Here is a 22667-nt window from a genome sequence, read left to right as displayed (position 1 = left end):
CCTTTACCTATAAAGTCTTGAATAGCCATATCCTATCACCATCAATCATGTTGGTGAGCGCCTAAAGAAAAACCGCCCGAAGGCGGTTTTTAGTCTGAACGCAATCTCTTAATGCGGATGAACCGCCTTCAAACTTGCCTGACCTAGAGCCTGATGCTCGCTTGGATCAATCGCTTTAACTTCTTTTAAGAATTGAGCAGTATCAATTTTTTTACCGCCAAGCCAAGTACCTTGGACTTTGACTTTATCCAAAATTTCATTGGGTTTGACCGCTGTAATATCAGCGGAAAGCTCTACCAAATCGGCGTACTTACCCACCTCAAGCGATCCAACTTCTGTATCGCGTTTTAGTTGATATGCCCCATTGATGGTGGAAGCCTTGAGCGCCTGATCTAAGGTCACTGCCTGATTGGGGCCATGAACATTACCAGCGTCTGTTGTTCGAGTAACCATCCGCTGAATATTTCTTAAAGTGTCAGGCGGAGATACTGAGCCATCGTTATGGAATGTTGTGTGAATGTTGTACTTAAACGCATCGCCAGCGCGCTGCCATTGCGAACCATACTCAGGCTTAAACATAGTGCCATCCAATAAATCACCCCAATAAATATATTGGAAAGGCGCCAGTGAAACTGTTACGCCAAGACTTTCTGCGCGCTTAAATTGGTCTGCGCGGGCTGCGCCCAAATGCTCAACACGCCAGCGGTGATCGGTGCCAATAAGATTGTATTTATTTAGAGCATACTCATAAGCATCAAGCACTACATCAAAGCCTACGTCACCATTGCAGTGAAAAGCCATCTGATAGCCCATCGGAGTATATTTGTCGAGCATCTCATCGAGCTGCAAGCGTGTGTAGTTCATGCCCTTTTCACCAAGTGGCCCAAGGATAATTTGAGCATTACGAGTCCGCTCATTATCCAAATATCCAAAGCTTTGAGCTACGCTCCCCAGCCAAGGGGTACCATCAGCCCAGAGCTTGATACCGTTTTTGCGAACCATGCTAGAGTCAGGCCAAGTGGCTTTAACCCCCGCATCAGAATCAACTGCCATGTGATAGACGCTTATTCTTACTGGGCTATTAGGTACCGAAGCAAGCGCTAAGTAGCCCTTGTACATGCCAGTGCTGTAGGTATGCTCAGAGGTAGAAGTAATCCCAAAAGAGGCTAAATAGGCATACCACTCAGCGCCTGAGAGCAATAAATGAGGAACGGCCTTAGGAAGGATCGGACTCATTACAGCCATGATGGCAGCAGTCTCATTAGCAACTCCATTAGACGTGCCGTCTTTATTGCGACCATAATTGCCGCCAACTGGATCAGCAGGTGGCTTGCCATCCTTCCAGCCCAACATTTTGATGGATGCAGAGTTAAAGTAAACCGCATGCCCAGAATTATCTATTACAACTACTGGACGTCCACTTGGGGTTAACTTATCGAGCACATCTTTTGTTGGGGTTGGAGCTTGTTGCAACAATTTATCAACACCATTAAAGACTAATGGCACACCAGCAGGAGACTCTTTGTCGGCTTTTAAAATTTTTGCCTGAACATCACCCCAGGTCTTATAACCAACATAAGGCGCAACCCAAATAGCAGGCGCTTGAGTCGTAATTCCTGATAAGAAGGGATGATTGTGAGGATCAATGAAACCCGGCATCAATACAGTTGTACCTAAATCTTTAACCGTAGCGTTGGGCGCTGATGCTTGAACTTCTTTAAGCGTTCCAACAGCAGTAATTTTTTTGGTGCTTGTATCAAAAGCAATCGCTTCTGCTCGAGGATTTTTATCATCCATCGTAATAATGGTTGAGGCCTTCAGCACCACGATTTCTGCTGAAGCCATTAGTGGAATAGAGCACGCCATCAAAGTGGCAATGGAATTAGAAATAAAACTACGGTTGAACTTTTTCACAAAATCATCCTCATGAATAATTAAAACTTACAAATTATGTCAGCGGCTAAAGTAAATAACTAGCCATCATCATTAGCGTTATTACCTATTACAGTACTGGATTATCATCAAATGGACCCAAATGTCTATTTACTGTAAAGGCTTTAATATAAAGCCCTAAATATCCGATACCAAAAAAAAATTGACCGCCCAAGCAAAACCCACCCTATTAAAAAAGGCCACTGGTAAAGAACCGGGAATCAGCCTATTTGCTGCTACCGCCTTGGGCATTGGCGGCATGATGGGTGCCGGTCTATTCTCCCTCTTAGGGCCTGCAAGCGCCCATGCTGGCACCCACGTTCCTCTGGCTTTTTTGCTCGGAGCGATTGCAGCATCTTTTTCGGTGTACTCATATGCCAAACTAGGCGCCACCTTTCCAAGCAGCGGTGGCGCTGCCACATTCACAGTCATGAGTTATGGCCCAGGGGTTATATCGGGTGGGCTCAATATCTTTCAATATATCGCTTATCTCATAGCGGCAGCTCTCTATGCAGCTGGCTTTGCGGAATACACCAATACCTTGCTTGGGGGTAATTTATCTCCACTCGCAATCAAATTGGTTGGAGCAGGAATTGTGGTCTTATGCGCAGGTATTAACTTGCTGGGAACAGATATTGTTGGTAAAGCGGAAACTCTAGCCATTGGTTTTGTAACTATTGCGCTTTTACTTTTCTCTGTAGAGGGCCTTTATGTAGCGGATATTCGTGATTTTCAGCCGTCAGGCTGGTCCGTCAATGGCATCGCCATAGCCACTGGGATTTTGTATATCAACTACCAAGGTTTTGGTGTTGTCACCAACTCATCCAATGCGATGAAAGAACCCCAAAAAGAATTGCCTCTAGCAATGTTCTCTGCCCTGATATTGGTGACTATTGCCTATATTCTTGTAAGCACTGCAGTTATTCTTCTGATGAGTCCGGCGCAGATGCAAAATTACAGCGGCCATGTTCTTGCCAATGCCGCCCAAGCTATCGCCGGCAAAACAGGCTTTGTCGTCATTGGCGCATCCGCGCTCTTGGCCTGTGCAGCCGCATTAAATGCAACTATCTTTGCCGCATCTAATATCGCAGCTGATATGGCAAAAAAAATTACTGTCTCTGAAGCTCTCGGTGATTCCGTTCTCAAGACGCAATTAAGAGCCCTGACCGCTTCCGCATTCATCGTAATTGTTTTGGTATTGGCTTTCCCTCTAAATGTCGTTGGGAAAATGGCTAGCCTTGCTTTTTTATTGGTATATGCCGCAATTACTTATGGACATATTCAAGTTCACAAACAAACTGGGGCCAAACTTTGGCCGCTCTGGGCTGCAATTACCATTAACCTTAGCCTGTTTGCCACCCTATTTATAAATGTCATTGAGACTGCGCCAGGAAGTGCAATTGCTTTGGTCGGCGCTCTCGTCGGATCATTCGCAGTTGAGGCGACTGCCCGTAAATACTTGAAGAAGAACTAAATTCCCATCGTGCGGTGGAGAATTTTAGATTTCATCTCCAGCCAGAGACTATCAAAATCCTCGATCTTGCTATCAGCCAATGGAATTGGCTCGAATAAACCGCCAAAAATAATGGTGCCCTTCTTCACTAGGGTTTTATCAAATTCACTTAAGCCAATAGGCTTATCGTCCATATCCCTTGTAAGCTCAGCCGAACAAACAATCGCGTCTGCATCTTCACGGTCAATTACAGCAAATTCAATATATTGCTGATTTTTTTCAACGATGACTAATGTTCCCCGAGCATAGCAAACAGCTTCATGCTCTTGAACAATATAAGCAAGAAACTGATTTCTTTCTTCTTCACTTTCTATTGGAAGATCATCAATGAAAAAGAGGTATTGATCACCTTCGCCATTGACCAAAGTAAATACTTTAGGGATCACACCATGGCCTAAGGCCAAATTACGGTAATAAGTAGAAATTTCTACGGCAAGGTTTTCAGAAAATAAGTGCATAAGATTTGATGTGGAATTTATTCCTTGCGAGTTTTAATAGACTCAATAATCTTATAAAAGGCATCGGGCTGCACTGAATTCTGACCCTTAAACGGCTGATCAGTAATCACTAATAAGGAAATCAAGGCCCCCATCGTGATCGGTAATATTTTTAAGCCTAAGAAAAAAGAGTCTGATGGTAAAAACAGTGTGTTAATTCCCATCAAAGCAAACATACATATCAAAATTACTATCCAGAATAAACCTGGCAAACGAATATTTGAACGCTCAATACGAGCCTCTCTACTCTCGGCAACCTCTTCGGATTTTTTAATAATGTCTGTATACATCGCCGTTTGTCTATTGCTGGTAGGCTCAATAGACATCAGCTTTCGAGAAATACCACGCCAAAGCATATGCGTCTTACTACTGCCTTCGCCTTTTTGTAATAACGGCCACTCGTCATAGACGATTGAGTTCATATATTCGAACAATTCAACTCTGATAGGTGCTATAGATGGATCGCCAAATCGAGTTAACAAACGATCCAGATTATTTATGCGACCAGCCTCCTGAGAAACTAGGGTTTGGACTTCACGAAAATTAGACTGGGCTTGATTTAGTAAAAAACCGATTAGCAGCCCGCTTAAGGTAATAATCGATCCAAAAAGACCTAAACCTAAACGCGTACTATCTTGCGTTGGCGCAAAGAATGGAATGGATTGTATTAGTCTGGGCAAAATATCTAACATTGCAACAAAAAACAAAATCAGCAATATCAGAATTTGAATATTGCTTCTCTTATAAATCCAGTTGAAAAAAACGTCTTCTCGTCTATGGTTATTCATGGTGCTTAGTTATTACTTAGTTAGTAATATGTTTTTGCAAAAAGCTCAGTGTGCGCTCCCAGGCCAACTGGGCTGCTTCAGCGTTGTACTTTAAAGGCGGTAGACCGCGTGTATCGGATTTTGGATTGGCAAATGCATGCTTAGTGTCGTAACGATGAAATTCAAAATTGACTCCCGCCTGCTTCAACTTCTCTTCCAACTGATCCACTCCTGCGATCGGGAAGAATTCATCATGAATGGCCCAGTGCCCCAACATCGGCTTGGTAATCGCGCCGGCATTGACATACTCTAAAGGAGGGTTGCCATACCAAACGATGGTTCCATCCAACTCTGGCACGTTGCATGCGGCAAGTATGGTTAAAGCCCCACCCATGCAAAAACCAGTGACTGCCACTTTTGCACTGCCAGTGGACTTTAAGTATTGAACTGCCCCACGAATATCTTGACTTGCCGCATCACCAAAATTAAGGTCATTCATGAGGTGCTCGGCCTCATTGGCTGCAAGCGCCAACTTTCCACGATACAAATCAGGTACCAATGCGCGATAGCCTGCTTTTGCGAGACGATCAGCGACTGCCTTTACCTCATCATCAAGACCCCACCATTCTTGGATTACCACCACCCCAGGGGCATTTAGCTTGTCTACTGGCTCCGCTAGGTATCCGTTGACGATCTGTCCATCAGGTCTTTTAAATTCAATCATGAGGGTTCCTTATTTATGCTTTGTGTCAGAGTGAATATATCCTACTAGCCAAAATGTTACCAACCCACAGGCTGCAGCCCCATAGCCCACTAAGTTGTAATGCTGCATCATGCCATCCGGACCAATGGTCACTACCCACCCAGCTAAGACCGAGGCAATTCCGGAGGAGAGCATTTGCACTGAACCAATGAGGCTCATAAATGTTCCCCGAATTTTGCTCTCTACTACCTGGCTAACCATAGCCATGGCTGGGATCATCCGCCCCGAAACAAGGATGAAGAATGCGGTTGAATTAATCAAAACCAACCATAGAGGAGTAACTAGCAAATTGGTTGTTACTAATAGCGGCACCAAACTCGCAATAGCTAAAACCCGAAATACTTTGACCTTGCCATGCTTATCTGACATATGGCCAATTAACCGGGAGCTCATCAGCGTAGCGATTCCACCACACAGGTAGATCAACGATATATACGAATTACTAATACCCACATTGGAAGTGAGATACAAAGCAATATACGGAATTACCGAAAAGCCAGTAATCATAATGAAGGCCATAAATACAAAAGCCTTGATGTTTTGTCGGGCAGTCAGAATCCTAGCAATTTGACTTAAACGACTGCCTTCATGAACATGATCTAAATGACCCGCAATTTTTGGAATATTGAGATAGCCCAAATACAGTATGAAACCTGAGACGAGAGCTATAAAAAAGAATGGTGCACGCCATCCTAAAGAAGGAATGTGATTGGCTAAAAATAAGCCCAATGGCACGCCGGCAACCGTTGAAACTGAAAATGCGGCCATCACAGTACCCAACGCTTTCCCCCTGCGCTCAAATGGAATCGAGTCAGCCACAATGGTCTGCACTAAAGATCCCAAGATACCGCCAAAGGCTCCTGCAAAAGCCCTAGCAATAAAGAGCGTTTCGTAATTGGGCGCAAGTCCACAAGCAAGAGTCGCGACAATAAAGAAAGCATAGAGACTTAACAGGAGCTGCCTGCGCTCAAATCGGTCAACATAATAGGTCGCCAATATTCCAGCTGCAGCCGCCGCAAAAGTGTAAGAAGAAAGCAATAAACCGAACTGATGCGTGTTGATATTGAGCACGCTAATGAATTGCGGCCCCAATGGCATCATGATCATGAAATCCAAGATATGGGTAAATTGAATGCCTGCCAAGGAAAACAAGAAGAAGCGCTCTTGTTTCTGGGATTCAATAATATGCATAGAGGTACTCAATGGGCTCTTTACTTGGGACATTCACTGTGACATTATCGTGCTTGATGAAAATAATTGCTTACCCGCCAATCCACTAGACGCCCCTTATATATGCCATTGACCCCTGACGCTGCTGTACAGACATCTTTGTTAGGAATCCCATTAATCCCGCTCTTAAAAGATGTTTTATTTGGAGCGCTAGGACTAATCGCGGTACTTTTTTTCCATGGCGGCTGGATCAATTACATCATCCTTCGTTTCGAAAGAATCACCAACCAAAATTTAAAACTGAAACAGTACAACCGAGTGTTCTTTCACTTTTATGCGGCATTTTTCTTTATCGCTGTTATCCACATTATCGAAATTGTGCTGTGGACCATCTATCTACTCAAACTAAATTTGGTAGAGGATGCTGTAAAGTCACTCATCTTCGCAGGAAGTTGCTACACCACGATAGGATTTGTTGATGACATTCTGCCTATTGGGTGGAAAAGCCTAGCATTCTTTATTTCATTTTCGGGCTTATTCTGCATGGCGTGGACGACCTCCGTCATGATCGGCATGACAAATGCCTATAAGTCCGCTTGGAATTTAAAGCATCATCAGAAGGATCTTAGCGCTTCCTCTTGATGTAATAGCCATAGACACAGCGGTTTCCTCCCCTCGATGGGTCATGCGTATCATGAATCACACCATCAATAATGGCACATACATGCTTTGAAACTTTAGCAATGAGTATTCCAGAGGGAAGCTCATTTGGGCGCAAATGTACCTGACAACCCGCACCAACCTTCATGGTTGGCACCCACTCAAATCCTAGACCCAGAATATAGTCATGAAACACATTGCGATGATTGCCATTTCGAGGAGATGATCCCTTTGCATTTAATTTTTTAGCAAGTCGATCATTTCTAAGTAGCGCATAACTTTCATTGGCAAGCCGCAGATCTTCGTAGACTTGCATATAAGGTAAGTTTGCAGCTATCGCAATAGACCTGACAACGCAATCTCCAGCACCACCCTTAAAGCCAGCGTCTGCCCTACCCCCATCATTGAACTGAAATGGAAAGTGAACTTGTGGTTTAGAAAGAGGGTTTAGAAAACTAAACATTCGGCGATGCTCAATAAAAAATGGATTTGCTTTAAAGGCAAATCCATTTTATTTACTATCCAGGCTAAATGATTATGAATGCATACTGCAAACAATCATTAGGCATGTGCCTTCTTCACCTCTAAGCGCCATGCATGCAATAGTGGTTCGGTATAGCCATTTGGCTGCTCAAGGCCTTTAAAAATCAAGTCGCTGGCTGCTTTATAAGCATAAGAGTCTTGATAATTTGGCATCATTGGCTTGTACAAAGGATCGCCAGCGTTCTGCCCATCCACAACTTTAGCCATACGTTGCAAGGTCTCATTGACTTGATCAGCAGTCACAATGCCATTGAGTAACCAGTTTGCAATATGCTGACTTGAAATGCGCAAAGTTGCGCGGTCTTCCATCAAGCCCACGTTATGAATATCTGGCACCTTAGAGCAACCTACGCCCTGATCAATCCAACGCACTACATAACCCAAAATACCTTGGCAATTATTGTCTAGCTCTTGTTGAATCTCTTCTTTTGACCAGTTTGCCTTTTCTACCACTGGGATAGTTAGCAAATCATTGATCAATGCCTCTGCCTCAGCGGCAGTATCTAGCTTCTCCATTTCTTTTTGGAGTTCAGCAACATTGACTTGGTGGTAATGCAGGGCGTGCAATGTAGCTGCAGTAGGAGATGGAACCCAAGCAGTATTGGCGCCTGCTTTCGGATGAACAATCTTTTGCTCAACCATGGCTTTCATCATGTCAGGCATTGCCCACATACCCTTACCGATTTGAGCGCGGCCACGCAAACCACAATCCAAACCTGCAAATACGTTACGACGCTCATAGGCTGATAACCATTTGCTGGTTTTCATATCACCTTTGCGCATCATTGGACCAGCGTACATCGCGGTATGCATTTCATCACCAGTACGATCTAAGAAGCCTGTATTAATAAAGGCAACGCGAGCACCAGCAGCTGCGATAGCGGCTTTGATATTGGCGCTCATGCGACGCTCTTCATCCATGATGCCTAACTTCACGGTATCAGCTGGTAAACCGAGCAATTTCTCTACACGACCAAAGAGTTCGCCAGCAAAAGCAACTTCTTCAGGGCTATGCATTTTTGGCTTAACGATATAAACAGAACCTTTGCGAGTATTGCCAATTGCCTGGCTTGCTGGACGATTGATGTCATACAAAGCAATTAATACTGTGACAACCGCATCCAAAATACCTTCGTAGATTTCCTTGCCTTCGCCAGTAATGATGGCTGGATTAGTCATTAGGTGTCCAACATTACGCAGGAACAATAATGAGCGGCCATGCAAAGTAACGATGCCGTCTTTAGCATCAACAGCGCCAATACCAGCTTTGTATTTGCGATCTGGGTTGAGAGCGCGAGTAATAGTCTTGTCGCCCTTCTTCACTTCCTCAACTAAAGTGCCCTTCAAAATACCAAGCCAATTTTCATAGGCAAGCACTTTGTCATCGGCATCCACCGCTGCAATGGAATCTTCTAAGTCCAAAATAGTAGACAAAGCAGCCTCTAATACAACGTCGTTGATGCCGGCAGGATCGCTCGCACCAATAGTTTTGTTTTTATTGATTTCAATATCAATATGAATACCATTGTTACGCAACAAGACAGAGCTTGGCGCAGCTGCCTCACCTTGATAGCCTACAAATTGCTTCTCATCTGCCAAACCCGTGCTACTGCCATCTTTTAGCTGAACTACTAACTTATTTCCATCAACAGTGTAAGCAACTGAATCACGATGAGATCCTTTTGCTAATGGCGCTGATTGATCCAAGAAATTGCGAGCATAGGCAACTACTTTTGCACCACGAATTGGGTTATAGGCTCCAGTCTTGGTAGCGCCATCTTCCTCAGATAGAACATCTGTGCCATAAAGAGCGTCATACAAAGAACCCCAACGTGCATTAGCAGCATTTAATGCATAACGTGCATTGAGAACTGGAACCACTAACTGAGGGCCCGCCTGAAGTGCTAATTCGTCATCTACGTTCTTGGTAGTAGCGGTAACTTTTCCTGGCACTTCATCCAAGTAACCAATTTCTTTTAAGAACTTACGATACGCTGGCATATCTTTGATCGGACCAGGATTGGCTTGATGCCATTTATCTAAATCCAACTGAATACGATCACGCTTAGCAAGCAATGCTTCATTTTTTGGAGTTAAGTCTTTGACTATCTCATCAAAACCTTTCCAAAAGTCAGCACTCTTAATGCCAGTACCTGGAAGAACTTTATCTTCGATAAAGCGATATAAAGGGGTGGCCACTTGAAGGCTATTGCAGGTTGTGCGCGCGGTCATGTTGATATTTTCTTGAACAAAAAGTTAATAAAAAGGCTTTAATAATTGATTAATCTAGATATTTTCCATCAATCCTGAAAAGGATGCTGAAGCAGGATGGTTTCATCACGCTCTGGGCCCGTGGATACCATCGCAATCGGTTTACCAGCAACCTCTTCAATGCGACGTAAGAATTTCTGAGCCTCAATTGGCAACTTACTCCACTCCCGAATTCCGAAAGTAGTCCCCTTCCAGCCCGGAAAATCCTCATAGATAGGCTGGCAACGGGCAACAGATTCTGCGCCACGTGGAAGTACGTCTAATTTTTTGCCGTCTAATGTGTAACCCACACATAAGCGAATGGTTTCTAAACCATCCAATACGTCCAATTTAGTGATACACAAACCAGACAAACCGTTGATCTGAATCGAGCGCTTTAATGCGGCAGCGTCTAACCAACCAGTACGGCGTGGACGCCCTGTTACAGAACCAAATTCTTTACCCACTTCAGCTAAACGTACACCAATTGGATCTTGCTTTGCAGGATTGTCATGGTCATATAGCTCACTTGGGAATGGACCAGCGCCAACACGCGTGCAATACGCTTTAGTAATACCCAAGATGTATTGCAAAGACTCGGGGCCTACACCAGAACCTGCGGCAGCGTTACCAGCTACGCAGTTGCTAGAAGTAACGTAAGGATAGGTACCATGATCAATATCAAGCAAGGTTCCTTGCGCACCTTCAAACAACAGATTCTGACCCGCTTGCTCAGCAGCATATAGAGCACTCGATACATCCACCACCATCGGTTTGAGTCGCTCTGCATAAGACATTGCTTCAGCTAGCGTCTTTTCATAGTTCACAGGCTCAGCACCATAGTAATTGGTGAGCATGAAATTGTGATACTCCAAGTTTTCGCGTAATTGCTCTGCAAATTTTTCAGGGTAGAACAAATCTTGCACGCGCAAAGCACGACGAGCGACTTTATCTTCGTATGCAGGGCCAATTCCACGACCAGTCGTACCAATCTTGGCTTCGCCGCGCTTTTTCTCACGCGCATGATCAATCGCAACGTGATAAGGCAGGATCAATGTAGTTGCTTCAGAGATCTTGAGTCTAGATTGAACATCTAAGCCTGCACCCTCTAACTCGCCAATCTCTTTAAAAAGCGCTTCCGGTGAAAGCACAACACCATTACCGATATAGCAGATCACATTTTTATGCATGATTCCAGAGGGAATCAAACGCAAAATTGTCTTCTTGTCGCCGATGATGAGGGTATGGCCAGCATTATGACCACCTTGGAAACGAACTACTGCTTGCGCATGATCAGTTAACCAATCAACCACCTTACCTTTGCCTTCATCACCCCACTGGGTGCCAATGACAACTACGTTACGACCTTTAGCTTGCTGCTTTGAAGACATAATGAAATCCAAAAAATAATGACAAAATAATTTAAATATCTACTGCTTTAATGTACTCAGCTACTTCTTCTTTACTTCCCAAGAACTACCCTGTTTAACCAACTCTCGATCACATTCGTATACGGCAGACTCTAAGTCTTCGCCGGCTGGAACTTGTATTACTACCTCTCCCGCATCGCGCAACTTTGCAATTGCCTGGTTTAACGCGGCATCCTCAATCCAAGGCGCCAAAATAGCTAGCTGGCGCACCTTGATGGGCGATAGATTTGCAAGAGTTAGCAGATCCAAGGAGAAACCTGTCGCAGGACGTGGGCGACCGAAAGCCTGGCCAACATGATCATAGCGACCACCCCTAGCAATGGGCTGAGGTAACTGATCGACATAAGCAGCAAACATGACGCCACTGTGATACTGATAACCACGTAAATCCGCTAGATCAATACTCAATTCCAAGTTAACCGACAACTTTTGAGCCGATGCCACTAAACGCTCAAGATCCGTAATCGCTTGATCGATCATGGCGTGCTTAGGCAAATCGTTTTTGGCTTTTGCCAATACTTCTGTGCATGGGCCATTGAGCTCAGTTAGCGCCACCAGCGCACTGGCAACTGTTGTTGGCAAGCATTTTGCCCATTGACTTAAGCGAGGACGATCTTTGCTTTGGAGTAAGCCATACAAAGCTTCAATGGTTTCCTTATCAAGATCTTGGCCATCCAAGATCCCCGCCAAAATACCAGCATGTGAGATGTCTAGATAGACTTTTTCCATCCCAGCCAAAGATAAGGTCTTCAACAATAAAGTAATGGCCTCTAAATCCGCTTCCCAAGTAGCGCATCCATAAATTTCAGCGCCCAGTTGCAACTCTTCGCGTGCCGAACTTCCAACAGGTGTGCGAGCGTGAGCAACAGAACCGGCATAACAAAGTCGTGTCACACCAGCGCGATTTAAGAGATGAGCATCAATACGGGCTACTTGCGGTGTGATGTCAGCGCGCAAGCCCAATGTCCGACCAGAGAGTTGATCAACCAACTTAAAGGTTTGCAGATTGAGATCTGAACCAGTACCAGTCAGTAAAGAGTCTAGGAATTCTAGAATGGGTGGTGTGACCAGTTCATAACCATACGATTGGTATAAATCCAAAATAGCACGGCGCAAAGACTCTACCTTGCGAGCCTCAGCAGGCAATACATCTGCAATATCTTCAGGAAGTAACCAACGATTCATGATTTGAACTATTCGCTTTCTTATTTTTTGTGCAGGAACTTAAAGAACTCGCCATTAGGCTCAACGACCATGACATCCTTCTTATCCTTAAACGAATTTCTATAGGCCTCCAGGCTTTGGTAGAACTGGGCAAATTGAGGATCTCGTCCAAACGCCTCGGCATAGAGCGCTGTTGCCTTGGCATCACCAGCGCCTTTGATTTTTTGCGCATCACGATAAGCTTCAGCCAGAATCGTGTCGCGTTGGCGTTCAGCATTGGCACGAATCTTGTCGGACTCAGCAGCTCCAGTGGAGCGGAGTTCATTTGCCACACGCTTACGCTCTGCTTCCATGCGGCGATAAACCGAATCACTGATCTCCGCTAAGAGGTCAACGCGCTTCAAGCGAACATCGACGATTTCAACACCGATATCGGATGCGTCATCAGCCACCTTTTTTCGAATACCTTGCATCACTTCTTCACGCTGATCCGAAATCAGCTCACGAACAGTGCGTTTGGTGAACTCTTCGTTTAAAGCGGAGCGAACTAGTTGGGTTAAACGATCTTGCGCGAGGCGCTCATCGCCTTTAAAGCTAATAAAGAATTTACGTGGATCGACAATACGCCATTTCACATAAGAATCCACTAAGAGATTTTTCTTCTCAGCGGTAATAAAGCGCTCTGCCTCTGGATTATCAATCGTCAGAATACGACGATCAAAAAAACGCACACTTTCAAACGGCGCAGGGAACTTCAATTGAATACCAGGGTTCTCAATCACGCGCACTATCTGCCCAAAAGAAAACACCACAGCAAACTTACGCTGGTCTACAACAAAAATACTAGATGACAAAATATAAATGAGCGCGACAAATCCAATGATCGCAGCAATTAAACGGTTGGCATTCATTATCTGGCCTCCCGATCACGACTGCGGAAACCATCTCGCTTATCCAATGAACTATTTGTTGCTGGCGTTTGGGGTGCAGGCGCTGGGCTAGATGAACTGCCCGAAGAAGAGCTTGAGGTATTTGTACCAGTAGCACCGCCGACAGTCACACTACCTGTTGGGGTAGCGGCTCCAGATGAGTTAGATTGCGCACTAGCAGCTTGAGCACTTTCAGCACTAACCTGCGCAACGATCTTATCCAAAGGAAGGTATAAAAGACTATTACTCTTCGTGGTGTCCACCAAGATCTTGGTGACATTGTTATACATCTCACGCATGCTATCGATGTACATGCGATCGCGTGTTACTTGCGGAGCCTTGGAGTACTCGGCCAAAATTTGCTTAAAGCGTGTTGCGTCACCCTCAGCAGTGGCGACTACACGCGCTTTATAGCCTTCGGCTTCCTGAATCAAACGAGCTGCCGTTCCCTTAGCACGCGGAATAATGTCATTCGCATAAGCCTGACCTTCACTCTTTAAACGTTCCTGGTCTTGACCTGCTTTAACTGCATCATCAAATGCTGCTTGTACCTGCTCAGGTGGCTGGACATTCTGCACCGTCACACTGGTCACATAAATACCAGTTTTATAGCTATCCAAAATCTTCTGAATGGAATTCGCTAAATCAATACCAATCTTTTCTCGACCTTCATACAGCACGGTATCCATTTTGCTGCGGGCAACAATTTCCCGAACAGCGGTTTCTGCCGCTTGCACAACAGCCATATCGGGATCGCGATTATTAAATAAATAATCCGTTGGATCTTTTAAGCGGTATTGCACAGCAAAGCGCACATCAATAATGTTTTCATCCTCAGTCAGCATGGAGGAATCTTTTTGATTTGTTGCCTTGATGAGTACGGGACGCCCCACTTCCACCGAACGTACACCAGATAAGTTCACTGTCTCTTCAGACTGAATTGGCCAAGGCATGTGCCAGTTGATGCCCGGTTTAGCGGTGTAGTCGTATTTGCCAAAGGTCAGAATGACGCCAGCTTGTCCTTCTTGAATGATGAAGAAGCCGCTACATATCCACATGAAAAACACCACGGCGCCTGCAATCAGGATGCCTGCCTTTGACCCAAATGGATTGCTGAAATTGAAGTTAGGGGCACTAAAGCCACCGTTACCACCTCCGCCTCCACCCCCGCGTTGCGATGGCGGAGGAATATCTGTGCTATTTGGTTTGTTGCTAGGATTGCTTGAAGACGACCCAGTTGCGCCTGGCTTTTTATTGCCACCAAAGATGCCAGAAATTCTGTCGTTGAAATCACGCCACAACTCATCCAAGTCAGGAGGACCATCAGGTTTGGTTGGCTGAATGGGCGGACGATTGCCTGGCTGGGTTTCTACCGGATTATTGGTTTCTGGATCCTTTTTTGGAGCTTGATCATTTCCCTGCCCGTCTTTGGCATCTTTAGATCCTCCAGAATTGTGACTATTGCCCCAACCTGGATCATTGACCGAAAATAGGTCGAGAAATTTACGCATCATTAGAAAAATAGCTTCGGTTGGAAATCGGATTAAATTCAGAAGTATCTGGTCGTTCGGGTAAAGGCTCTAAAAACTCATCCGGGGCCAATAACTTCTTGGCACGGTTTTGCTCGACCCTTATTCTATCAGTCATTTGGGAGCATTCAGCTAGGGCTGAGCGAAGTAAATCAAGGCCCAAGCCCGTCTTGGCTGACAGGAAAACCTGGCTTGGAAAACCCTGGTTATCCCGCTCTAAAACCGCACCACGAGTAAAGGTTTGAGGCATTTGATCGATCTTGTTCATCACCTCGATTCTGGGGATGTCATCAGCCCCAATTTCCTCTAAAACCGCCTCAACTTCAGCCTTTTGCTCTTTTGCGACTGGGCTACATGCGTCTATTACATGCAATATGAGGTCCGCATGGATGGTTTCATCCAAAGTGGCCCTAAACGCCTCCACCAACTGGTGCGGCAAATCCCGTATAAATCCAACGGTATCTGACACCACTATTGAGCCAACCCCATCCAAATGGACCTTTCTAGAGGTGGTATCTAGGGTCGCAAATAGCTGATCTGCCGCATAAGTCCCTGCTTTAGTTAGGGCATTAAACAAAGTCGATTTACCAGCATTGGTATATCCGACCAAAGAGACTGAAAACACATCTTTTCGGTTACGCGCTCTTCTCTGGGTTCTTTGCTGACGCTGAAGCTTTTCTAGCTCATTTTCTAAGCGTTTTGCTTTGGTCGCCAGCATCCGGCGATCCAACTCCATTTGCGTTTCACCAGGGCCGCCGCGCACACCAATACCACCACGTTGACGCTCTAAGTGACTCCATGCCCTCACCAAACGAGACATGCGATAACGCACCTGAGCAAGCTCCACTTGTGTCTTACCAATATGACTTTGCGCTCTCTGACTGAAAATATCCAATATCAATCCCGTACGATCCATGACATGAAAGCCAATATGACGCTCTAGGTTTCTTTGTTGGGTCGGAGAAAGCGGATGATTGAAGATAGCCAGTTCTGCGCCTTGCTCCTCCATCACTCGCTTAAGTTCATTCGCTTTACCTGAGCCGATAAACAAAGCGGGATCAGTTCTGCCTTTGCGAGCAATAACGCTAGCTGCAGGTATAGAACCAGCACTATCAGCCAAGAGGCTGAGTTCAGCCATGCTATCCGCGAAATCCTCGCGCCCTGTGTCTACTCCAACTAGAACAGCGCGAGCAGCATCTACTCCAGTTTTATACAGAGCCAGCTTCTTCTAAACGGAAATCAATCGCACGAGCAGGAACTATCGTGGAGATTGCATGTTTGTAAACCATCTGCGTGACAGTGTTACGCAACAGGACAACATATTGATCAAAGGATTCAATATTGCCTTGTAGCTTAATGCCATTCACAAGATAGATCGAAACAGGAACATGCTCTTTGCGTAAAGCATTGAGGAATGGATCCTGAAGTAATTGAATTTTGTTGTTATTCATACTGCCCCTTATTTATCTTTTGTTAACTACTATTTTGGGAGTCTTGCTTTTTTATTTAATTCCAATTTTTACTACTGATTACTTACCGATAAATCTTTCTTGCAAACCACCGAACTAAAACTATTTCTCGAACTCGTTATATTGGGCTGATTTTTAGAAAAATCAAGCCCTTTCAAGCCTGAGAATGAAAGCTTAGTCGAAATTAACGTTTTTTGCCTTTTTTGCCCTTATCCGCATCAACATAGGGATTCTTGGCAGTATTCATCTGAATCCGCAGAGGCGTGCCACGCAATTTAAAGACATCCCTGAAGCGACCTTCCAAGTATCGTTTGTAGCTATCAGTCACACCACTCAATGATGTGCCATGAATAACCACAATTGGAGGGTTCATGCCCCCTTGGTGTGCATAGCGCAATTTTGGACGACCCATACCCACCCGTTTTGGTTGCTGGTGCTCGATTGCCTCTTGCAAGATACGAGTTAAGCGCGGGGTTGGAAGCTTTGCCATAGCTGCAGCATAGGCAGCATCCACATCCTTAAAGAGCTCTTTGAGGCCAGTACCCTTTTTTGCGGAAATAGGATGAACATTTGCAAAATCTAAGAAGCGAAGCTTTTGAGCAATTTCTAAACGAGCACGCTCTTTAACGTATGAGTCAATTCCATCCCACTTGTTCACTGCCACCACTAATGCGCGCCCAGCTTCAACAATAAATCCAGCAATGTGAGCGTCTTGCTCAGAGATATCTTGTTGAGCATCAAGCATCAAGATCACTACATTGCAATCTGCAATTGCTTGCAATGTTTTCACGACCGAGAATTTCTCGATTGCTTCAAATACTTTTCCACGACGACGCAAACCTGCCGTGTCTACCAAGATATAAGGTTTGCCATTGCGCTCAAAGGGCACTTCAATTGCGTCCCGCGTAGTGCCTGGCATATCAAAAGCAATGACGCGTTCTTCACCAATTAACTTATTGATTAACGTCGATTTACCTACATTTGGTCGCCCTACCACAGCGATTTTCATCGGACGATTTGGATCGTTCGCCAACTCTTCTTCATCTGGCTCAGCGACGCCCAATGAATCTAAAGCATCATCAATCAAGCCACGTACGCCATCGCCATGAGCTGATGAAATCGGGAAAGGCTCGCCCAAACCTAGCTCATGAAAGTCGGCAGTAACAACACCAGCTTGCATGCCTTCTGTTTTATTTACAGCCAAAATGACTGGTCTGCCAGTCTTACGCAAGAAATCAGCAATGACACGATCTTGCGGCGCCATACCAAGGCGACCATCGACCAAGAAAATCACAATATCGGATTCAGCGACAGCCTGTTTCGTTTGCTTGGCCATTTCAGCAACAATGCCAGTCTTGGCAACAGGCTCAAAGCCACCGGTATCTACACAAATAAATGCGCGATCGCCAATGCGGCCCTTGCCATAGTGGCGATCTCTAGTCAGACCAGAGAAATCAGCCACTAATGCATCGCGTGAACGCGTTAAGCGGTTAAATAATGTCGACTTTCCAACATTGGGACGGCCGACAATGGTGATGACTGGATTCATTTTGGACTGTACGCCGCTAGTTTTCCACCTTGGGACTGAACCAAGATGAGGCCGCCTACCGCAATGGGAGCAGCCGAGATTGGACTACTGTCATGACGAATACGTGCAACCAAATCGCCGTTCGCCTGTGAGAATGCATGAATATAACCTTGAGCATCACCGAGCAACAATACTCGACCTACTGCGAGAGGCTCCCCGACATCGCGATAAGTCAGCTGAGTATTTTCCCAAACCTGCGTTCCGTCTTTAGTAGCAAAGGCGGTCACATAAGATTTTTCGTTCGCGGAGAAAACCATATCAGAGCTTTGTGCTGTGCCGGTGTAGCTTGAGTAATCCTTAAACCACAATAGGTTGCCGGTACGTGCTTGACCGCAACCAATGCGCCCTTGATAAGAAACTGCGCAGATAATTTCACCTTCGATACTTGGTCTGGCAGTGACATCATTCAAACGTTCAATCTCTGAGAAACCCTTTGGAAAAGATACTGGGGTTTCCCAAATTAAACCACCGTTAGCAATCGCGATCATGCCAAAACGTCCGCCAGTAAATCCAGTAACGATTACTTCATTATTAATTGGCAACATGCCGTAACCCACGCGCAACGACAAAGCAGACTGCTGACGCTGATAAGTCCACTTACGTGCGCCAGTAGCGGCATCAAGACCAATAAAGCGATTGTCGAGGGCGCGCACAATTACCACACCAGCAGCAACTACTGGTTCACTCAATACTTCACTACCCACACTGACATTCCAAATTTTCTTGCCAGTATCGTCATAGGCATACACCATACCTTTGGTACTCACAGCAACAGTGGTTCTGCCATCAGATCCTGGTCCAATTGCTAAACGCTCAGGAACCGAAACAGACCAGACTTTATTGCCAGTTGCTAAATCAATTTTTACAAGATTGCCGCTATGCGAAGCAGCATAGACTGCGTCGCCAGCAACGATGGGATGAAAATTAAAAGACTCCGATGAGCCCACACTAGTGGACCAAACAGGCTGCAAATCAAACTGATTAGTCACTGGCGCCAATTCAGCTGGCTTTTTAACCCTTGAACCCCCACCGCATGCGGTTAAAACAATGACGATGGAACCCAATGCCAAAGCAACGCCTAAACGCTTCATCTGTTTTCTCATCACTGAGTAACTCCCCCTACAGCATCCAATTTAACCTTCAAGAGACGACGCGCCTCTTCAGGAAATTCTTTTGCTTGGTCTAATTTTTTCCAAGCATCTTGATAACTTTGCTTAGCCTGTTCGTTTTTCTTTTGTGCCAAATACCAATCACCACGACGCTCAAGCCACAGGGCTTCAAAGCCAACAATCGGTTTCTCATTCAGAATTTGATCCGCTTCAGCAAATTCTTTTTCGCCACCCTGCTCAATCAATAAAGAAACTAAACGTAGTTTCGCTAATGCGAGGTAACCGTCATTAGAAGCATTATTTGCAGCCCAACGTAAATAATCCAATGCTTTTGCGCTATCGCCCGCATCTGCAGCAATGCGCGCAGCGATTAGACTAGCCATCGCAGAATAAGGAGTGCGCTTAAAGTCTTTTTGCAAATCGTTTGCTGCCTGCAAAGTTTGATCTTTGTCACCCTTGGCAATAGCGCCCACCATAGTTTCATACAGCTTAGAGGCTTCAAGGGCTTGGCTATTCCGCCACCACTGATAACCACTGTAGGCCGCATAAGTAAATAAAACCGCAGTGACTACCCCAGTAATGAGATTGCGATACTTCTGCCAAAACGCTTTGAGTTGGTCTAATTGTTCTTGTTCTTCTAGATCTAAAGGCATATCAATCCAAACTGATTTATCGGTAATTTTTAAGGTATTAATCTAATTCTATTCGGAGGAGCCCACTAGAGCATCAATTGCAGCCTCCAAAACGCCATCTAAAGGAACGGCCTTTTGCTCACCTGTGCCACGTAAGTCCTTGAGTTGCGCCTCATTCTTAGCCAATTCATCAGGACCAATAATGACTGCAAAGGCCGCCCCACTCGCATCCGCCTTCTTCATTTGAGACTTAAAGCTGGCAGACTGGCCATCTGGAGGGCAAAACAGTATGGTATCGATTCCAGCACTGCGTAAGCGCTCTGCAACAATCATCGCGGTTGTCAAAGTCTCGCCACCTTGATGTAATACAAAGATATCGCAGAGGGATTGTGCTTCTGGAAGAGACCCGGATACTTTCATCAACTCGAGAACACGCTCCATACCCATAGCCCAACCACAGGCTGGAGCCGCCTTACCACCCATGCGCTCGATTAAAGGATCATAACGTCCACCACCAGCAATAGTGCCCTGTGCACCCAATTCTTCCGTCACCCATTCAAATACCGTAAGGTTGTAATAATCCAAGCCGCGTACTAAACGGGGATTAATTTTGCAGGGAATGTTATTGGCTTTGAGAATCGCTTGTACAGCATTGAAGTGCTTGAGTGATTCTTCGCCCAAGAAATCCAATAACTTTGGCGCGCCTTCAATCAGGGCTTGCATCTCTGGATTTTTAGAATCTAGGATCCGCAATGGATTACTAATCAGGCGACGTTTTGAATCTTCGTCCAACTGATCTTGATGTTGTTCAAAATAAGTAACGAGAGCAGCACGATGCTGGGCACGTTCTGGGGCCTGACCTAAAGAATTAATTTCTAAACGCACGCCCTTTAGACCCAACTCGTCCCACAAGCGTTGACCCATCAGAATAATTTCCGCATCGATATCGGGTCCCGCAAATCCGAGAGCCTCGATACCAAACTGATGAAATTGACGATAACGGCCACGTTGTGGACGTTCGTGACGGAACATAGGCCCCGTGTACCAAAGACGTTTAGGCCCTTCGTAAAGCAAATTATTTTCGATGACAGAACGCACCAGTGCAGCTGTACCTTCAGGACGTAAAGTGAGCTGCTCGCCATTTAGGCGATCTTCAAATGAATACATCTCTTTTTCAACGATATCCGTCACTTCGCCAATACCACGCTGAAAAACAGCAGTTGCCTCAACAATCGGTGTTCTCAAAAACTCGTAACCATAAGCGCGGGTGAGATCACGCAATACATGCTCAAGATGAGCCCACTGCGCAGCATCAGCTGGCAATAAATCATTCATGCCACGCACGCCATTGATTTTTTGAATCTTAGCTTGCGCTGTTGGCGCTTTCGAGTCTTTACTTTGTTCAGTCATTTTTATTATTGTTTTGCAATTGCTTTACTTAAATCTATCTATACCTTAGCTGCGTAATTTTGTTTAACGTACTCATCAACAATCACCTGAAACTCTTCAGCAATTCTCTCACCACGCAAGGTTTTTACCTTCACTCCATCTACAAATACTGGCGCCGCAGGAGTTTCACCTGTTCCTGGCAAAGAAATACCAATATTGGCATGCTTGCTCTCACCTGGGCCATTCACGATACATCCCATCACAGCAACATTCATATTCTCGACCCCAGGGTGGGTTTTCTTCCAAACTGGCATTTGTTGACGTAAGTAAGACTGAATATTGGCAGCCAACTCTTGGAATGTCGTACTCGTTGTTCTGCCGCAGCCAGGGCAAGCAATCACCATCGGCGTGAAGTTGCGTAAACCCATGGTTTGCAATATCTCTTGAGCGACTATCACTTCGTTTTCGCGTGGAGCGCCTGGATCTGGCGTCAATGAAACACGAATCGTATCGCCAATACCCTCTTGCAACAAAATACTCATAGCAGCCGTTGAGGACACGATGCCTTTACTGCCCATGCCCGCTTCGGTTAAGCCAAGATGCAATGGATAATCTGAACGGCGTGAAAGATCGCGGTATACGGCAACTAAATCCTGAACATTGCTAACTTTGCAAGAGAGCAAAATTTGATTGGGATTCATACCCAGCTCTACAGCTTTTTCCGCAGACTGTAATGCCGACTGAATTAACGCCTCAATCATCACTTCTTGTGCAGTTTTTGGAACCGCTAGGGCGGCATTGCTATCCATGATGGAGGCTAACAAGTCCTGATCTAGACTTCCCCAGTTCACACCAATGCGAATAGGCTTATCGTATTTGCAAGCCGCCTCAATCATTTGGGCAAATTGAGGATCACGCTTAGCGCCTTTACCCACATTACCTGGATTGATCCGGTACTTCGAGAGTGCTTTAGCGCACTCCGGAAAATCATTTAATAAAGTGTGACCGTTGTAATGAAAGTCGCCAATCAGAGGTACTAAGACATCCATCTTGTCTAACTGTTCACGAATATAAGGAACCGCTGCTGCTGCTTCAGGAGTGTTCACCGTAATGCGTACCATCTCCGAACCAGCGCGGGCCAACTCTTTTACCTGAATGGCGGTACCAACTGCATCAGCAGTATCGGTATTGGTCATAGACTGAACGCGCACTGGCGCATCACCACCAACAGTAATGATGTTCGTTTTCCAGACAACTGATGCTTGACGCGTCTTTCTCTTGGGTGATGGACCCAATGGTAATGGAGGTAAAGAATTAGGTGAACTCATTGTGA

General features: G+C 45.4%; 20 protein-coding genes. 2 read left to right on the top strand and 18 right to left on the bottom strand.

All coding sequences use genetic code 11. The features are described 5' to 3' along the window. Positions 1-108: 108 nt before the first annotated feature. Entirely contained in the window at positions 109-1914 is a 1806-nt protein-coding gene (locus tag FD973_RS03900; protein WP_215324316.1) for an amidohydrolase, read from the bottom strand. Positions 1915-2095: 181 nt separating this feature from the next. Between FD973_RS03900 and FD973_RS03895 the strand changes: the two genes are divergently transcribed. After that, entirely contained in the window at positions 2096-3406 is a 1311-nt protein-coding gene (locus tag FD973_RS03895) for an APC family permease (protein ID WP_215324315.1), read from the top strand. Here the strand turns inward: FD973_RS03895 and FD973_RS03890 are convergent. From FD973_RS03890 to FD973_RS03875, 4 genes are read right to left on the bottom strand one after another with little or no spacing between them, the layout of a single operon-like run. Continuing rightward, on the bottom strand, positions 3403-3903 hold the full coding sequence (locus tag FD973_RS03890) for a hypothetical protein (protein ID WP_215324314.1): 501 nt from the start codon (positions 3901-3903) through the stop codon (positions 3403-3405). The genes FD973_RS03895 and FD973_RS03890 overlap by 4 nt on opposite strands. A gap of 17 nt (positions 3904-3920) precedes the next feature. Then, on the bottom strand, positions 3921-4730 hold the full coding sequence (locus FD973_RS03885; RefSeq protein WP_215324313.1) for a DUF4239 domain-containing protein: 810 nt from the start codon (positions 4728-4730) through the stop codon (positions 3921-3923). 16 nt (positions 4731-4746) lie between these two features. After that, positions 4747-5433 (bottom strand): dienelactone hydrolase family protein, encoded by a 687-nt coding sequence (locus FD973_RS03880; RefSeq protein ID WP_215324312.1) that lies wholly within the window; start codon positions 5431-5433, stop codon positions 4747-4749. 9 nt (positions 5434-5442) lie between these two features. After that, on the bottom strand, positions 5443-6663 hold the full coding sequence (locus FD973_RS03875; protein ID WP_251368835.1) for an MFS transporter: 1221 nt from the start codon (positions 6661-6663) through the stop codon (positions 5443-5445). Positions 6664-6765: 102 nt separating this feature from the next. Here FD973_RS03875 and FD973_RS03870 point away from each other — a divergent pair, with 102 nt between their 5' ends. Then, complete coding sequence (locus FD973_RS03870) at positions 6766-7284, top strand: hypothetical protein (protein ID WP_215324311.1); 519 nt, start codon at positions 6766-6768, stop codon at positions 7282-7284. Here FD973_RS03870 and FD973_RS03865 read toward each other — a convergent pair. From FD973_RS03865 to ispG, 13 genes are all read right to left on the bottom strand, one after another. Then, on the bottom strand, positions 7268-7765 hold the full coding sequence (locus FD973_RS03865) for a hypothetical protein (protein WP_215324310.1): 498 nt from the start codon (positions 7763-7765) through the stop codon (positions 7268-7270). The genes FD973_RS03870 and FD973_RS03865 overlap by 17 nt on opposite strands. A 98-nt stretch (positions 7766-7863) precedes the next feature. Next, positions 7864-10077 carry a malate synthase G gene (locus tag FD973_RS03860; RefSeq protein ID WP_215324309.1) on the bottom strand — a complete coding sequence of 738 codons (2214 nt, stop codon included), beginning with the start codon at positions 10075-10077 and terminating at the stop codon, positions 7864-7866. Positions 10078-10145: 68 nt separating this feature from the next. Further along, entirely contained in the window at positions 10146-11486 is a 1341-nt protein-coding gene (locus FD973_RS03855; RefSeq protein ID WP_215324308.1) for an adenylosuccinate synthase, read from the bottom strand. A 60-nt stretch (positions 11487-11546) separates the two neighbouring features. After that, positions 11547-12710: an ATP phosphoribosyltransferase regulatory subunit gene (locus FD973_RS03850; RefSeq protein ID WP_215324307.1), complete on the bottom strand. Its 1164-nt coding sequence runs from the start codon at positions 12708-12710 to the stop codon at positions 11547-11549. 20 nt (positions 12711-12730) lie between these two features. Beyond that, positions 12731-13600: a protease modulator HflC gene (hflC, locus tag FD973_RS03845; RefSeq protein WP_215324306.1), complete on the bottom strand. Its 870-nt coding sequence runs from the start codon at positions 13598-13600 to the stop codon at positions 12731-12733. Further along, positions 13600-15132 (bottom strand): FtsH protease activity modulator HflK, encoded by a 1533-nt coding sequence (gene hflK / locus FD973_RS03840; RefSeq protein WP_215324305.1) that lies wholly within the window; start codon positions 15130-15132, stop codon positions 13600-13602. Before hflK ends, hflC begins: the two co-directional genes overlap by 1 nt. Then, entirely contained in the window at positions 15122-16369 is a 1248-nt protein-coding gene (gene hflX / locus FD973_RS03835) for a GTPase HflX (RefSeq protein WP_256442849.1), read from the bottom strand. The genes hflK and hflX overlap by 11 nt, the downstream gene beginning before the upstream one ends. After that, complete coding sequence (gene hfq / locus FD973_RS03830) at positions 16356-16598, bottom strand: RNA chaperone Hfq (RefSeq protein WP_215324304.1); 243 nt, start codon at positions 16596-16598, stop codon at positions 16356-16358. Before hfq ends, hflX begins: the two co-directional genes overlap by 14 nt. 202 nt (positions 16599-16800) lie before the next feature. Next, a complete protein-coding gene (der, locus tag FD973_RS03825) occupies positions 16801-18165 on the bottom strand; it encodes a ribosome biogenesis GTPase Der (protein ID WP_215324303.1) in 1365 nt (454 codons plus the stop codon). Beyond that, positions 18162-19307, bottom strand: a complete 1146-nt coding sequence (gene bamB / locus FD973_RS03820) for an outer membrane protein assembly factor BamB (protein WP_215324302.1) — start codon at positions 19305-19307, stop codon at positions 18162-18164. Before bamB ends, der begins: the two co-directional genes overlap by 4 nt. Continuing rightward, positions 19307-19966, bottom strand: coding sequence for a tetratricopeptide repeat protein (locus FD973_RS03815; RefSeq protein ID WP_215324301.1), 660 nt, complete (start codon positions 19964-19966; stop codon positions 19307-19309). Before FD973_RS03815 ends, bamB begins: the two co-directional genes overlap by 1 nt. Before the next feature lie 48 nt (positions 19967-20014). Next, positions 20015-21361: a histidine--tRNA ligase gene (hisS, locus tag FD973_RS03810; protein WP_371816878.1), complete on the bottom strand. Its 1347-nt coding sequence runs from the start codon at positions 21359-21361 to the stop codon at positions 20015-20017. A gap of 32 nt (positions 21362-21393) precedes the next feature. Continuing rightward, positions 21394-22662, bottom strand: a complete 1269-nt coding sequence (ispG, locus tag FD973_RS03805; RefSeq protein ID WP_215324299.1) for a flavodoxin-dependent (E)-4-hydroxy-3-methylbut-2-enyl-diphosphate synthase — start codon at positions 22660-22662, stop codon at positions 21394-21396. Positions 22663-22667: the final 5 nt, after the last annotated feature.

Source organism: Polynucleobacter sp. MWH-Braz-FAM2G, assembly GCF_018687635.1.
Lineage (GTDB): Bacteria > Pseudomonadota > Gammaproteobacteria > Burkholderiales > Burkholderiaceae > Polynucleobacter.
This window is presented reverse-complemented; position numbering and strand designations above follow the sequence as displayed.

Excerpts from the sequence above, each read along its gene's own strand:
- FD973_RS03890 (WP_215324314.1), bottom strand. The coding sequence starts at position 3,903 with ATGCACTTATTTTCTGAAAACCTTGCCGTAGAAATTTCTACTTATTAC.
- FD973_RS03885 (WP_215324313.1), bottom strand. The coding sequence starts at position 4,730 with ATGAATAACCATAGACGAGAAGACGTTTTTTTCAACTGGATTTATAAG.
- FD973_RS03880 (WP_215324312.1), bottom strand. The coding sequence starts at position 5,433 with ATGATTGAATTTAAAAGACCTGATGGACAGATCGTCAACGGATACCTA.
- FD973_RS03875 (WP_251368835.1), bottom strand. The coding sequence starts at position 6,663 with ATGCATATTATTGAATCCCAGAAACAAGAGCGCTTCTTCTTGTTTTCC.
- FD973_RS03870 (WP_215324311.1), top strand. The coding sequence starts at position 6,766 with ATGCCATTGACCCCTGACGCTGCTGTACAGACATCTTTGTTAGGAATC.
- FD973_RS03865 (WP_215324310.1), bottom strand. The coding sequence starts at position 7,765 with ATGTTTAGTTTTCTAAACCCTCTTTCTAAACCACAAGTTCACTTTCCA.
- FD973_RS03860 (WP_215324309.1), bottom strand. The coding sequence starts at position 10,077 with ATGACCGCGCGCACAACCTGCAATAGCCTTCAAGTGGCCACCCCTTTA.
- FD973_RS03855 (WP_215324308.1), bottom strand. The coding sequence starts at position 11,486 with ATGTCTTCAAAGCAGCAAGCTAAAGGTCGTAACGTAGTTGTCATTGGC.
- FD973_RS03850 (WP_215324307.1), bottom strand. The coding sequence starts at position 12,710 with ATGAATCGTTGGTTACTTCCTGAAGATATTGCAGATGTATTGCCTGCT.
- hflC (WP_215324306.1), bottom strand. The coding sequence starts at position 13,600 with ATGAATGCCAACCGTTTAATTGCTGCGATCATTGGATTTGTCGCGCTC.
- hflK (WP_215324305.1), bottom strand. The coding sequence starts at position 15,132 with ATGATGCGTAAATTTCTCGACCTATTTTCGGTCAATGATCCAGGTTGG.
- hfq (WP_215324304.1), bottom strand. The coding sequence starts at position 16,598 with ATGAATAACAACAAAATTCAATTACTTCAGGATCCATTCCTCAATGCT.
- der (WP_215324303.1), bottom strand. The coding sequence starts at position 18,165 with ATGAATCCAGTCATCACCATTGTCGGCCGTCCCAATGTTGGAAAGTCG.
- bamB (WP_215324302.1), bottom strand. The coding sequence starts at position 19,307 with ATGAGAAAACAGATGAAGCGTTTAGGCGTTGCTTTGGCATTGGGTTCC.
- FD973_RS03815 (WP_215324301.1), bottom strand. The coding sequence starts at position 19,966 with ATGCCTTTAGATCTAGAAGAACAAGAACAATTAGACCAACTCAAAGCG.
- ispG (WP_215324299.1), bottom strand. The coding sequence starts at position 22,662 with ATGAGTTCACCTAATTCTTTACCTCCATTACCATTGGGTCCATCACCC.